The organism is Enterobacter sp. C4G1 (assembly GCF_052886895.1).
This window is the reverse complement of record NZ_JBQVVV010000002.1, coordinates 1,822,993-1,835,870: the sequence shown is the minus strand read 5'-3', so window position 1 is coordinate 1,835,870 and position 12,878 is coordinate 1,822,993. Positions and strand designations below refer to the sequence as shown.

The 12,878-nt window shown below is 53.8% G+C and carries 14 protein-coding genes; 11 read left to right on the top strand and 3 right to left on the bottom strand.

The window, feature by feature from the left end:
* Positions 1–105 precede the first annotated feature (105 nt).
* The 7 genes from lepA to acpS all read left to right on the top strand — a co-directional run bounded on the left by lepA (position 106) and on the right by acpS (position 6,571).
* On the top strand, positions 106–1,905 hold the full coding sequence (lepA, locus tag ACT9TW_RS22540; RefSeq protein ID WP_182062092.1) for a translation elongation factor 4: 1,800 nt from the start codon (positions 106–108) through the stop codon (positions 1,903–1,905).
* A 16-nt stretch (positions 1,906–1,921) separates the two neighbouring features.
* Positions 1,922–2,896 (top strand): signal peptidase I, encoded by a 975-nt coding sequence (gene lepB, locus ACT9TW_RS22535; protein ID WP_182062091.1) that lies wholly within the window; start codon positions 1,922–1,924, stop codon positions 2,894–2,896.
* A gap of 222 nt (positions 2,897–3,118) precedes the next feature.
* Positions 3,119–3,799: a ribonuclease III gene (gene rnc, locus ACT9TW_RS22530; protein WP_446493751.1), complete on the top strand. Its 681-nt coding sequence runs from the start codon at positions 3,119–3,121 to the stop codon at positions 3,797–3,799.
* Positions 3,796–4,701 (top strand): GTPase Era, encoded by a 906-nt coding sequence (gene era / locus ACT9TW_RS22525; protein WP_014071375.1) that lies wholly within the window; start codon positions 3,796–3,798, stop codon positions 4,699–4,701. Before rnc ends, era begins: the two co-directional genes overlap by 4 nt.
* A gap of 18 nt (positions 4,702–4,719) precedes the next feature.
* On the top strand, positions 4,720–5,427 hold the full coding sequence (recO, locus tag ACT9TW_RS22520) for a DNA repair protein RecO (RefSeq protein WP_182063447.1): 708 nt from the start codon (positions 4,720–4,722) through the stop codon (positions 5,425–5,427).
* 32 nt (positions 5,428–5,459) lie between these two features.
* Complete coding sequence (gene pdxJ, locus ACT9TW_RS22515) at positions 5,460–6,191, top strand: pyridoxine 5'-phosphate synthase (RefSeq protein WP_446493750.1); 732 nt, start codon at positions 5,460–5,462, stop codon at positions 6,189–6,191.
* A complete protein-coding gene (gene acpS, locus ACT9TW_RS22510) occupies positions 6,191–6,571 on the top strand; it encodes a holo-ACP synthase (protein WP_166716663.1) in 381 nt (126 codons plus the stop codon). The genes pdxJ and acpS overlap by 1 nt, the downstream gene beginning before the upstream one ends.
* A 10-nt stretch (positions 6,572–6,581) precedes the next feature.
* Here the strand turns inward: acpS and ACT9TW_RS22505 are convergent, their stop codons facing one another.
* Positions 6,582–6,842 (bottom strand): YfhL family 4Fe-4S dicluster ferredoxin, encoded by a 261-nt coding sequence (locus tag ACT9TW_RS22505; protein WP_014071370.1) that lies wholly within the window; start codon positions 6,840–6,842, stop codon positions 6,582–6,584.
* A gap of 56 nt (positions 6,843–6,898) precedes the next feature.
* The gene (locus ACT9TW_RS22500) at positions 6,899–7,747 is read right to left on the bottom strand and encodes a MurR/RpiR family transcriptional regulator (RefSeq protein ID WP_446493749.1); all 849 of its coding nucleotides are present in this window, start codon (positions 7,745–7,747) and stop codon (positions 6,899–6,901) included.
* 119 nt (positions 7,748–7,866) lie between these two features.
* On the opposite strand from ACT9TW_RS22500, the gene murQ reads away from it, so the two are divergent.
* The 4 genes from murQ to tadA are packed head-to-tail and all read left to right on the top strand — an operon-like array spanning position 7,867 to position 11,337.
* Complete coding sequence (murQ, locus tag ACT9TW_RS22495) at positions 7,867–8,760, top strand: N-acetylmuramic acid 6-phosphate etherase (RefSeq protein ID WP_446493748.1); 894 nt, start codon at positions 7,867–7,869, stop codon at positions 8,758–8,760.
* Between the two features lie 13 nt (positions 8,761–8,773).
* Positions 8,774–10,135, top strand: a complete 1,362-nt coding sequence (locus ACT9TW_RS22490) for a PTS transporter subunit EIIC (RefSeq protein WP_446493747.1) — start codon at positions 8,774–8,776, stop codon at positions 10,133–10,135.
* A 3-nt stretch (positions 10,136–10,138) separates the two neighbouring features.
* Positions 10,139–10,774: a phosphatidylglycerophosphatase C gene (gene yfhb / locus ACT9TW_RS22485; protein WP_446493746.1), complete on the top strand. Its 636-nt coding sequence runs from the start codon at positions 10,139–10,141 to the stop codon at positions 10,772–10,774.
* A gap of 56 nt (positions 10,775–10,830) precedes the next feature.
* Positions 10,831–11,337 carry a tRNA adenosine(34) deaminase TadA gene (gene tadA / locus ACT9TW_RS22480; RefSeq protein ID WP_041162105.1) on the top strand — a complete coding sequence of 169 codons (507 nt, stop codon included), beginning with the start codon at positions 10,831–10,833 and terminating at the stop codon, positions 11,335–11,337.
* Here the strand turns inward: tadA and mltF are convergent.
* On the bottom strand, positions 11,225–12,775 hold the full coding sequence (mltF, locus tag ACT9TW_RS22475) for a membrane-bound lytic murein transglycosylase MltF (protein WP_446493745.1): 1,551 nt from the start codon (positions 12,773–12,775) through the stop codon (positions 11,225–11,227). The two genes, tadA and mltF, sit on opposite strands and share 113 nt — an antisense overlap.
* Positions 12,776–12,878 lie beyond the last annotated feature (103 nt).

Here is a 12,878-nt window from a genome sequence, read left to right as displayed (position 1 = left end):
CCAGGTTACGGAGATGTAGTGTAGAATGCTGCGTTTTCGCACTGAAAAACGTCAGGCTAAGAACAGCGGCCTCCAGGAATTCGTAAGGCATAATTATTTAACTATATGAAGAACATACGTAACTTTTCGATCATTGCTCACATTGACCACGGTAAGTCGACGCTGTCTGACCGTATTATCCAGATTTGCGGTGGCCTGTCTGATCGTGAAATGGAAGCCCAGGTTCTGGACTCCATGGACCTGGAACGCGAACGTGGTATTACCATCAAAGCACAGAGCGTAACGCTCGATTACAAGGCTGCTGATGGCGAAATCTACCAACTGAACTTTATCGACACCCCGGGCCACGTTGACTTCTCCTATGAAGTTTCTCGCTCGCTGGCGGCCTGTGAAGGCGCGCTGCTGGTGGTGGATGCCGGGCAGGGCGTAGAAGCTCAGACTCTGGCAAACTGCTACACCGCGATGGAAATGGATCTCGAAGTGGTTCCGGTTCTGAACAAAATCGACCTGCCTGCCGCCGATCCTGAGCGCGTAGCCGAAGAGATTGAAGACATCGTCGGTATCGATGCCACCGATGCAGTGCGCTGCTCGGCGAAAACCGGCGTGGGTGTCCCTGATGTGCTGGAACGTCTGGTGCGTGATATTCCTGCGCCAGAAGGTGACCCGGATGCACCATTACAGGCGCTTATCATCGACTCCTGGTTTGATAACTACCTGGGCGTTGTGTCACTGGTCCGTATTAAAAACGGCACCATGCGTAAAGGTGACAAAATTAAGGTGATGAGTACCGGGCAGGTCTATAACGCTGATCGTCTGGGTATCTTCACGCCAAAACAGGTTGACCGTACCGAGCTGAAATGCGGCGAGGTAGGCTGGCTGGTGTGTGCAATTAAAGACATCCTCGGCGCGCCAGTAGGCGATACGCTGACGCTGGCCCGCAATCCGGCGGATAAAGCGCTGCCTGGCTTCAAAAAAGTGAAACCGCAGGTATACGCGGGTCTGTTCCCTGTCAGCTCTGATGATTACGAAAACTTCCGTGATGCGCTTGGCAAGCTGAGCCTTAACGATGCTTCCCTGTTCTATGAGCCAGAAAGCTCAACAGCGCTGGGCTTCGGCTTCCGCTGTGGCTTCCTCGGCCTGCTGCACATGGAGATCATTCAGGAACGTCTGGAGCGTGAATACGATCTGGATCTGATCACCACGGCGCCGACTGTAGTGTATGAAGTCGAAACCACGTCGAAAGAAGTGATTTACGTCGATAGCCCGTCCAAGCTGCCGCCGTTGAACAATATTTATGAACTGCGCGAACCTATTGCAGAGTGTCACATGCTGCTGCCGCAGGAGTTCCTCGGCAACGTTATCACCCTGTGTATCGAGAAGCGTGGCGTGCAGACCAACATGGTTTACCACGGTAACCAGGTTGCGCTGACCTACGAAATCCCGATGGCAGAAGTGGTGCTCGACTTCTTCGACCGTCTGAAGTCTACCTCTCGCGGCTATGCGTCGCTGGATTACAATTTCAAACGCTTCCAGACATCCAACATGGTACGTGTGGACGTGTTGATCAACAGCGAGCGTGTTGATGCGCTGGCGCTGATCACCCACAACGACAACGCACCATACCGTGGCCGTGAGCTGGTTGAGAAGATGAAAGAGCTGATCCCGCGTCAGCAATTCGACATCGCGATCCAGGCCGCAATCGGTAACCACATTATCGCGCGTTCTACCGTGAAACAGCTGCGTAAAAACGTTCTGGCTAAATGCTATGGCGGTGACGTGAGCCGTAAGAAAAAGCTGCTCCAGAAACAGAAAGACGGTAAGAAACGTATGAAGCAGGTCGGTAACGTTGAGCTGCCGCAGGAAGCATTCCTTGCCATTCTTCACGTTGGTAAAGACGGCAAATAACCCTTAAGGAGTTGGCATGGCGAACATGTTTGCCCTGATCCTGGTCATTGCTACCCTGGTGACAGGTCTGTTGTGGTGTCTGGATAAGTTTATTTTCGCCCCAAAACGTCGTGAACGTCAGGCTGTCGCGCAGGCAACTACTGGCGACGGGCTCGATGCGAAGACCCTGAAGAAAGTTGGCCCGAAACCGGGCTGGCTGGAAACTGGTGCATCGGTGTTCCCGGTGCTGGCGATTGTTCTGGTTGTCCGTTCGTTCATTTACGAACCTTTCCAGATCCCGTCTGGTTCAATGATGCCAACACTGTTGATTGGTGATTTTATTCTGGTAGAGAAGTTTGCCTATGGCATTAAAGATCCTATCTACCAGAAAACGCTGATCGAAACGGGTCATCCGAAACGCGGCGATATCGTTGTCTTTAAATATCCGGAAGACCCGCGTCTTGATTACATCAAGCGTGCGGTAGGCCTGCCGGGTGACCGGGTCTCTTACGATCCGGTGGCGAAAGAAGTGACCGTACAGCCAGGTTGCAGCTCCGGTACGGCGTGTGAAAACGCGCTGCCAATCACTTACTCAAACGTTGAGCCGAGCGATTTTGTGCAGACCTTTGCCCGCCGTAACGGCGGTGAAGCGACCAGCGGTTTCTTCCAGGTTCCGAAAGGTGAAAGCAAAGATAACGGCATTCGTCTGGTTGAGCGCAAAGAGACGCTGGGTGATGTTACACACCGTATTCTGACCGTGCCGATTGCGCAGGATCAGTTGGGTATGTACTACAAACAACCCGGTCAGCAGCTGGCAAGCTGGATTGTTCCTCCAGGACACTATTTCATGATGGGTGACAACCGCGATAACTCAGCGGACAGCCGTTATTGGGGCTTTGTACCGGAAGCCAATCTGGTGGGTAAAGCGACGGCTATCTGGATGAGTTTTGAGAAGCAGGAAGGCGAATGGCCTACTGGCGTGCGCCTGAGTCGTATCGGTGGGATCCATTAATTCTCAATAATTGAACGCGTAGCCACTTGAATTAGTGGCTACGTGAATTATTTAAGCGATAAATCTCTTCGAACTAACGACATCCCCTGTCGTTGTGTATAGAATATTCCCCCGAAGTTTAAGGTTGGCCCTGTAAGGGTGCCACGGCACACGAAACCGCGTTGGTTTTCTCAGGTCGGTTTCGTGTGCTGCATTTTTGACGCATTCATTTATTGGTATCGCATGAACCCCATCGTAATTAATCGGCTTCAACGGAAGCTGGGCTACACTTTTCAGCATCAGGAGTTGTTGCAACAGGCATTAACCCATCGCAGTGCCAGCAGCAAACATAACGAGCGTCTTGAGTTTTTGGGCGACTCTATTTTAAGTTATGTGATCGCCAATGCGCTTTATCACCGTTTCCCGCGTGTGGACGAAGGTGATATGAGCCGGATGCGCGCCACGCTGGTACGGGGTAACACCCTCGCGGAAATCGCCCGCGAATTTGAACTGGGTGAATGTCTGCGTCTTGGGCCGGGTGAGTTGAAAAGCGGTGGTTTCCGCCGTGAATCTATTCTCGCTGATACGGTCGAAGCATTAATCGGTGGCGTTTTCCTGGACAGCGATATCCAGACCGTAGAGAAGCTGATCCTGAACTGGTATCAGTCACGTCTGGACGAAATCAGTCCGGGCGATAAACAAAAAGATCCGAAAACGCGCTTGCAGGAATATTTGCAGGGCCGTCATCTCCCGCTGCCATCCTATCTGGTGGTGCAGGTGCGTGGCGAAGCGCACGATCAGGAATTTACCATCCATTGCCAGGTCAGTGGCCTGAGTGAACCGGTGGTTGGCACAGGTTCTAGCCGACGCAAGGCTGAACAGGCTGCCGCCGAACAGGCGTTAAAAATGCTGGAGCTGGAATGAGCGAAGAAAAAACCTATTGCGGATTTATTGCCATCGTCGGACGTCCGAACGTTGGTAAATCCACCCTGTTGAATAATCTGCTTGGGCAGAAGATTTCTATCACCTCTCGTAAGGCGCAGACCACGCGTCACCGCATCGTCGGTATCCATACTGAAGGCGCGTATCAGGCGATTTACGTCGATACCCCGGGCCTGCACATGGAAGAGAAGCGTGCCATCAACCGCTTGATGAACAAAGCCGCGAGCAGCTCGATTGGCGATGTTGAGTTGGTGATTTTCGTTGTGGAAGGCACTCGCTGGACGCCGGATGACGAAATGGTGTTGAACAAACTGCGCGATGGCAAAACGCCGGTTATTCTGGCCGTCAACAAAGTGGACAACGTACAGGAAAAAGCTGACCTGCTACCGCATCTGCAATGGCTGGGTAGCCAGATGAATTTCCTCGACATCGTACCGCTGTCTGCAGAGACCGGTCTGAACGTCGATACCATCGCCGGCATCGTGCGTAAGCATCTGCCAGAAGCGATTCATCACTTCCCGGAAGAGTACGTCACAGACCGCTCTCAGCGCTTTATGGCGTCTGAAATCATCCGTGAAAAGCTGATGCGTTTCCTGGGTGCGGAACTGCCGTATTCTGTTACCGTTGAGATTGAACGTTTCCAGAGTAATGAGCGCGGTGGCTATGACATCAACGGCCTGATCCTCGTTGAGCGTGAAGGGCAGAAGAAGATGGTGATTGGTAACAAAGGTGCCAAGATCAAAACCATCGGTATTGAAGCCCGTAAAGACATGATGGACATGTTTGAAGCACCGGTTCACCTGGAACTGTGGGTGAAAGTGAAATCTGGCTGGGCCGATGATGAGCGTGCTCTGCGCAGCCTCGGTTACGGCGAAGACCAATAACCAAAGACGACGAGTATGATGGAAGGATGGCAACGTGCCTTCGTCCTGCATAGTCGTCCCTGGAGCGAAACCAGCCTTATGCTGGACGTCTTCACGGAAGAGTCGGGTCGCGTGCGTCTTGTTGCTAAAGGCGCACGTTCCAAACGTTCTAATCTGAAAGGCGCATTACAGCCTTTCACTCCGCTGCTGGTGCGTTTTGGTGGGCGAGGGGAAGTGAAAACCCTGCGCAGCGCTGAAGCCGTCTCTCTGGCGCTCCCCCTTTCTGGTATCACGCTTTATAGCGGTCTTTATGTCAATGAACTCGTCTCGCGCGTTCTTGAACATGAGACCCGCTTCTCTGAACTTTTCTTTGATTATCTGCACTGTATCCAGGCGCTTGCTGGCGCAACTGGCACGCCGGAACCGGCACTACGCCGTTTCGAACTGGCGCTGTTGGGGCATCTTGGCTACGGCGTGGATTTTCTGCACTGTGCAGGCAGTGGTGAGCAGGTAGATGACACGATGACCTACCGTTATCGCGAGGAAAAGGGCTTTATCGCCAGTATCGTGATTGATAACAGTACTTTTACCGGGCGGCAGCTCAGGGCGCTGTATGAACGCGAGTTCCCTGATGCTGATACCCTGCGCGCGGCAAAACGCTTTACCCGAATTGCACTCAAGCCGTATCTTGGTGGCAAGCCTTTAAAGAGCCGCGAATTATTCAGGCAGTTTATGCCGAAACGTTAGATCGTAGAAACACAAGAAAACCGAGGATTGTCATGGCTGAATTACTGTTAGGCGTCAACATTGATCACATTGCCACGCTGCGTAATGCGCGCGGCACGGCTTATCCTGATCCGGTTCAGGCGGCATTTATCGCTGAGCAGGCTGGCGCTGACGGCATTACCGTTCACCTGCGTGAAGACCGCCGCCACATCACCGACCGTGACGTACGCATTCTGCGTCAGACGCTGGATACCCGCATGAATCTGGAAATGGCCGTCACGGAAGAGATGCTGACCATTGCTTGCGACACCAAACCGCATTTCTGCTGCCTGGTGCCGGAAAAACGTCAGGAAGTGACCACTGAAGGTGGGCTGGATGTGGCAGGTCAGGTCGACAAAATGCGTGATGCCTGCAAGCGCCTGGCGGACGCGGGGATTCTGGTTTCGCTGTTTATCGACGCCGATTTCGACCAGATTAAAGCCGCTGCTGACGTGGGTGCGCCATACATCGAAATCCACACCGGCTGCTATGCAGATGCCGAAGACGATGCCACTCAGGCTAAAGAGCTGGAGCGCATCGCCAAAGCTGCCACCTATGCGGCAGGTCTGGGTCTTAAAGTTAACGCGGGTCACGGCCTGACTTATCACAACGTCAAAGCCATCGCAGCATTGCCAGAAATGCATGAGCTGAACATCGGTCACGCCATTATTGGCCGTGCGGTGATGAGCGGTCTGAAAGAGGCGGTATCTGAGATGAAACGCCTGATGCTGGAAGCGCGCAAGTAATGGCCATTCTGGGCTTAGGCACGGATATCGTCGAAATAGCCCGCATTGAAGCGGTGATCGCCCGTAGTGGCGATCGCCTTGCTCGACGCGTGTTAAGCGATAACGAATGGGCCATCTGGGAAGCGCACCAGCAGCCGGTGCGTTTTCTTGCAAAGCGTTTTGCAGTGAAAGAAGCGGCCGCCAAAGCCTTTGGTACGGGAATTCGCAACGGTCTGGCGTTTAATCAGTTTGAAGTGTTTAACGATGAACTGGGTAAACCGCGTCTGCGTTTATGGGGTGAAGCACAGAAGCTGGCCGAGAAACTCGGCGTGGCGCATATGCACGTGACAATCGCGGATGAACGTCACTACGCCAGTGCGACGGTAATTATCGAAAGTTAGAGACAGGCCCTTAAAGTTTGTCCGCGTGGTGCATCAGCACAAACTTATCCCACAGCTGTTCTTCGCTTTCAACGTGTGCCGGATCTTTGAGGATCGTATTGGGGATTGGGCACACTTTCTGGCAGGTCGGTGTTTCGTAGTGGCCGATACATTCCGTGCAGCGGTCGCTGTTAATCTCATAAATGCTGTCACCCATCGAAATCGCCTCGTTTGGGCATTCGGGTTCGCACATATCGCAATTGATGCATTTTTTGGTGATTAACAGCGCCATCAGGAAATTCTCAGAAACAACACAAACAGGGCGGGCATTATATGCGCATTCCCTGTTCAAACCAATTTTTTTACCAGCTCTTCACTCTGTCGAATACGTTCCGGAGCGTGCTCCAGATCCTGCTGAACCAGTGCCATAAAAAGAAGATCCGTCAGCATCATCTGGGCGCTGGTGGATGAGATAGCCGCGCTACGCGTAGCCTGCTCTTCCGCAATGGTATACAAACAGCGCGTTGCCCGTTGTTGCAGGGCATTAGGGGTAAAACCGGTGATCGCCAGTATTTTACCGCCCACGCGCAGGGTCTCATCGGTGGCCATGTTGATCTCGCGGCGCTCGCCGGAATAGGAGATAGCCACCAGCAGGTCGTCAGGCTCCATCGCCTGCACGGTGGCAAGCAGGGCGTGCATATCAAGCTCGACAATGCCGTTGTAACCGATTTTGGTGAGCTTCCAGCCAAAGTTACGCGCCACCAGACCCGATGCGCCAATCCCGGTCAAAATGATCCGCCGCGCGGTACGCAACATCGCCACGCTTTCCAGCAATTTCTCTTCAGTGTTGACGTCGAGTGTGGCGTGCATTGCCGCCACATTCTCTTTGATCAGTTTTTCACCGACAAGGCGCATCGGGTCATCACCGCGGATCTGGTTGTGAACCGGCATAGACTGCGGGTTGGGGTTACTCACCAGCGCTTCGCTGATGGCTAGTTTTAATGCCGGAAAACCTTTGAAGCCAATCTTCTGGGCAAATTTCACCACGCTGGACTGGCTCACTCCGGCTTCACTTGCCAGCTGCTGAGAACTGAGATGGCGGGCGTGGTCGGGCTGCGTAAGCAGGAAATCCGCCAGCTTTTTATCGCTCTGGGCAAAACCCGCGTAACGCTGGCGGATGCGAATTAAACAGTTCATACGTTCTCCTGGCGAAAATGTGATTGCTGCTGCAAATAAAGAAATTTGCTCGCCTGAATGAATTTTATATTCCATTATAGTGTGATTATTATGAATTAAAAATTCCTGAGGTACAAAAAATGAATCTTGGCTTACTTGTTTCTGAAACGCGCAACCCGCAAACCATGGATCTGGATGCTCTCTCCACGCTGGAGCTGGTTAGCCGTTTTAATCAACAGGATACGCTGGTCGCGCAGGCAGTGAAAGAGACATTACCCGAAGTGGCAAAAGCCGTCGACGCGGCGGCTACTGCTCTGAAAGCAGGTGGTCGCATCATCTACATGGGGGCGGGAACCAGCGGGCGTCTTGGCGTGCTCGATGCCTCTGAATGTCCCCCGACGTTTGGTGTACCGCATGGGTTGGTTATTGGGCTCATCGCAGGTGGCCCCGGCGCGCTTCTGAAAGCCGTAGAGGGTGCGGAAGACAACAAACAGCTCGGGGAAGATGACCTGAAAGCGCTGAACCTGAATGAGCGGGATCTGGTTGTCGGGCTGGCGGCTTCCGGGCGCACGCCGTATGTCATTGGCGGGCTGGAATATGCTAACCAGACTGGCTGCACCACGGTCGCTATCTCGTGTAATCCGGGCTCACCGATTGCACAGGTTGCTGCCATTGCCATTTCCCCGGTCGTCGGGCCTGAGGCGCTTACCGGCTCCACGCGTCTGAAATCCGGCACGGCACAAAAGCTGGTGCTCAACATGATTTCAACCGGCGCGATGGTGAAGTTTGGCAAGGTATACCAAAACCTGATGGTGGATATGAAAGCCACCAATATCAAGCTTATCGACCGGGCCTGCCGGATGGTGGTGGAAGCCACAGGCGCAACCCGCGAAGAGGCGGAATCCGTCCTCAGACAGACGGATTACGATGTTAAACCCGCCATTTTGATGATGTTAAGCGGGCTGGATGCAACCGCTGCGAGAGCAAAACTCGATACGCATCATGGGTTTTTACGGGCAGCGTTAGAAAACTAAAAAAGAGGCGTGTATGGAAAAAACGGCAGCGCTCGCCAGCGGTATTTTGCAAGGGATTGGCGGAGAGAAAAATATACAGCGTCTGGAAAACTGCATGACGCGTGTGCGTGTTGAGGTGCATGACGACGGGCAGCTTGACCTGCCACGCCTGAAGCAGCTTTCCGGGGTGAGCGGATACGTCAAACAGGGGCAACAGCATCAGCTGATTGTCGGCCCGGGTAAAGCCGCACAGGTGGTGGATGCCATGCGTGCGCTGATGGGGGGGGAAGCAACAGCCTCGTTTGACGATGCTGAACGCACCAAAGCGCAGGCAAAAGCAAAATATAAAGCCCCAATGAGCGATGCGCTGCGACAGCTGGCAAACGTCTTTATTCCACTTATTCCGGCCTTTATTGCCTCCGGCTTGATTACCGGGATCATCAATATCCTCAAGCGCCCGGACATCGTGGGGGACTTTGCCACCCACTATCCAAACTTACTGGGTATTCTGGGCATTTTCGGCAGCGCCGTCTTCGCTATCATGAATATTCTGGTGGGGGTCAATACCGCAAAAGTATTTGGTGGCTCGCTGGCAATGGGTGGCGTAATGGCCGGGATCCTCTCCAGTCCGCAGCTGGCGCAGATTACCCTGTTTGGCGAGGCGCTCCAGCCCGGGCGCGGCGGCGTTATCGCCGTGCTGCTGGTGGTCATCCTGATGTGCTGGATTGAGAAAAAGTTGCGCACCCTGCTGCCAGGCTCGATTGAACTTATCCTCAATCCACTGCTCACCACCTTAATTACTGGCAGCGTGGCGATTGTTGCGCTGCAACCGCTCGGTGGCTGGATCTCAGAGGCCATCGCCCACGGCGCCTCTTTGGCTATCGACCGGGGTGGTTTACTGGTGGGCGCAATATTGTCGGGGACCTTCCTGCCGCTGGTGTTAACCGGTTTGCATCAGGGGCTGGTGCCCATCCATGTTGAGCTGGTTCAGGCGCATGGTTATAACGCTTTGCTGCCGATCCTGTCGATGGCGGGCGTCGGGCAGGTCGGCGCGGCCATTGCGGTGCTGATGAAGACCCGCAATACACGTCTGAAGAAGGTGATTAAAGGGGCGCTGCCGGTCGGATTACTGGGCATTGGCGAGCCGCTGATCTTTGGTGTAACCCTACCGCTTGGGAAGCCTTTCCTCGGGGCATGTCTGGGTGGTGCAGTAGGAGGCGCGCTCATCAGCTACTGGAAAGTGGCAACGGTGATCACCTTTGGCATTTCCGGTTTGCCGCTGGCGTTAACCATCGTGACCGGAAAAGTCATGCTCTATCTGTTAGGCTATCTGGTAGCGGTGATCGCCGGGTTCTTGTTTACCTGGCTGTTAGGATTCAACGATCCAGAGGAGTAAGGTTTGGCTAATCACGAGCATCGCGTTGTCTTTTTTGACCTGGACGGAACGCTGCATCAGCAGGATATGTTTGGTACGTTTATGCGTTACCTGCTACGGCGTCAGCCACTGAATGCATTGCTCGTACTGCCACTCTTACCGGTTGTTGGCCTGGGATTGCTGATCAAGGGGCGTGCCGCACGCTGGCCGATGAGCCTGTTGTTGTGGGGCTGCACATTCGGCCACCGTGAAGCACGGCTTAAACAGCTCGAACAGGATTTTGCCCACTGGTTTCGCGGTCATGTGACCGCGTTTCCGGTTGTACAAGAAAGGCTGACTAATTACCTCGCTGAAAATGATGTGGATATCTGGCTGATTACCGGCTCCCCGCAGTCGCTGGTGGAACAGGTTTACGTCGACACACCCTGGCTACCACGGGTCAATCTTATCGCCACTCAAATTGCCCGCGGTTACGGCGGCTGGGTGCTGACAATACGCTGCCTGGGGCACGAGAAGGTGGCGCAGTTAGAAAAGCGGATCGGCACGCCGCTTCGCCTCTACAGCGGTTATAGCGACAGCAAACAGGATAACCCGCTGCTCTATTTCTGCCAGCACCGCTGGCGCGTCACCCCGGCTGGTGAACTTCAGCAACTCGAATAGTCTTATCCGGAAGGGGTGTGTATAATGCCGCCCGCTTTAGACTGGAGTATCTACCGTTGTCCAATCCCGAACACAATCATGAATACTGGATGCGCCACGCGCTGACACTGGCCCAACGCGCCTGGGAAGAGGGTGAAGTGCCCGTGGGGGCGGTTCTTGTTCATAACAACCAGGTGATTGGAGAAGGGTGGAACCGTCCTATTGGCCGCCACGATCCCACGGCTCATGCTGAAATCATGGCGTTACGCCAGGGTGGGCTGGTACTGCAAAACTACCGTCTGCTGGATACCACACTGTATGTCACCCTTGAGCCCTGTGTTATGTGCTCAGGGGCAATGGTGCACAGCCGTATTGGCACGCTGGTGTTTGGCGCACGGGATGAAAAAACCGGTGCGGCAGGTTCACTGATGGATGTGCTTGGCCATCCGGGCATGAATCATCAGGTCAAGACTATCGGCGGGGTGCTTGCACCAGAGTGTTCGGGGCTACTAAGTGACTTCTTTCGAATGCGCCGGCAGCAGAAAAAGCAACAAAAGGCAGAATTGAAGCCGTCGGACGATTAACTTCGTTCGGTAATACCACCGGATAGCTCTGCGCCAGCTGTTTCGCTTCTACTGCTTCTTTTTCTTTTTCAAGCAGATAACCTACCAGGCTAATCTGGTACTTACGGATATTTTCCACATAGGCGTAAGCCTCATGCCCACGCGCGTAACCATAGGTCAGCTTGTTGTACCAGGGTTTTTGGCTCAGTAAAGGCAGCCGCTGTTTTACATCTGACCAGCTATCGGGGTTGCCTTTTGTTTTTGCCGTCAGCGCGCGCGCATCAAGCATATGCGCGTAGCCCATGTTATAGGCCGCCAGCGCAAACCAGATACGTTCTTCTTCCGGCACCGTCTCAGGCACTTTAGTCATCATATCCTGCAAATACTGCGCGCCACCGCTGATGCTCTGTTCCGCATCGGTCCGGTCGCTAATGCCAAGGCTCTGCGCGGTATTTTTGGTTAGCATCATTAAACCACGCACGCCCGTCGGGGAGGTGGCCTGAGTGTCCCAGTGGGATTCCTGATAAGAAATCGCCGCCAGCAGCCGCCAGTCAATCTCCTGGGCGTACTTCTCGAACAAAGGTTGCAGGTCTGGCAGCACGCTATCTACCGCGCGCAGAAAACTCCGGGTATCGACATAATCAAAGTCTTCACCGTGACCCAGATACTTCTCTTCCAGACGCGCCAGGGTCCCGTCTTCATTGATCGAATTAAAGAAATCGAGCATCGCAGCGGACAGGGTTTGGTCGTCATCCAGCTGGCTAAACCAGGTGACAGGCTGTTCATCGGTCACATCAAGCGCCACGGCGATTTCCGGATGTACGCGCTGGAAAAGGCTGATGGCCACGGAGTCAGCAATGGTGTAAGCCAGCTTTTTGTCTTTGACCTGCTCCAGCAGTGCGGTGGTACCAAGCTTTGGATCTACCGTCCAGCTGAGGTCCGGGTATTTCTTTTCTTTAAGTGCGCGCAGATCGTCAATCACCACATGGCCCGGGGCGATAGCGAGCTGCTGCTCATTAATAGTCGCAAGCGAGCGCGGGCGCGGGTTTCCAACGCGGTAAACCAGCTGCTGTGAAACCGAATAGTAGGTTGGTCCGGGTTGATAGTTCTTGCTGCGTTCGCTGTTATACACCAGCCCGGCGGCCAGGATATCGGCATCGTCGTTATCCAGGTCATCGAACAGCTGGCTGATATTCTGGCGAACGGTAATTTTGAGCTTCACGCCGAGGTAATCGGCGAACTGCTGGGCCAGTTCATAATCCAGGCCAATGGTTTTACCGTTGATGTCGCCGTAAATCAGCGGGGAGCTCAGGGTACTGACGCGCAACTCTCCCCGCTCTTTGATCGCGGCGATACGGTTTTCGGCTTTGCCGAACCAGGGGATAGAAGGCCAGAGGGCCACTGCCAGCAGCAAGGTAACTATGCCGATGAGCAGATAATTAATCTTTAATTTTTTCAATTAGTTAATTCTCTGCGACGCCGGGTGCCTCAGTGTGCTGTAGCCATGTTAAGAATAAGGTTTGTCATTGAATGTGCGGCATTTTGCGCAAACTTACGCCAGT

Excerpts from the sequence above, each read along its gene's own strand:
- lepA (WP_182062092.1), top strand. The coding sequence starts at position 106 with ATGAAGAACATACGTAACTTTTCGATCATTGCTCACATTGACCACGGT.
- lepB (WP_182062091.1), top strand. The coding sequence starts at position 1,922 with ATGGCGAACATGTTTGCCCTGATCCTGGTCATTGCTACCCTGGTGACA.
- rnc (WP_446493751.1), top strand. The coding sequence starts at position 3,119 with ATGAACCCCATCGTAATTAATCGGCTTCAACGGAAGCTGGGCTACACT.
- era (WP_014071375.1), top strand. The coding sequence starts at position 3,796 with ATGAGCGAAGAAAAAACCTATTGCGGATTTATTGCCATCGTCGGACGT.
- recO (WP_182063447.1), top strand. The coding sequence starts at position 4,720 with ATGGAAGGATGGCAACGTGCCTTCGTCCTGCATAGTCGTCCCTGGAGC.
- pdxJ (WP_446493750.1), top strand. The coding sequence starts at position 5,460 with ATGGCTGAATTACTGTTAGGCGTCAACATTGATCACATTGCCACGCTG.
- acpS (WP_166716663.1), top strand. The coding sequence starts at position 6,191 with ATGGCCATTCTGGGCTTAGGCACGGATATCGTCGAAATAGCCCGCATT.
- ACT9TW_RS22505 (WP_014071370.1), bottom strand. The coding sequence starts at position 6,842 with ATGGCGCTGTTAATCACCAAAAAATGCATCAATTGCGATATGTGCGAA.
- ACT9TW_RS22500 (WP_446493749.1), bottom strand. The coding sequence starts at position 7,747 with ATGAACTGTTTAATTCGCATCCGCCAGCGTTACGCGGGTTTTGCCCAG.
- murQ (WP_446493748.1), top strand. The coding sequence starts at position 7,867 with ATGAATCTTGGCTTACTTGTTTCTGAAACGCGCAACCCGCAAACCATG.
- ACT9TW_RS22490 (WP_446493747.1), top strand. The coding sequence starts at position 8,774 with ATGGAAAAAACGGCAGCGCTCGCCAGCGGTATTTTGCAAGGGATTGGC.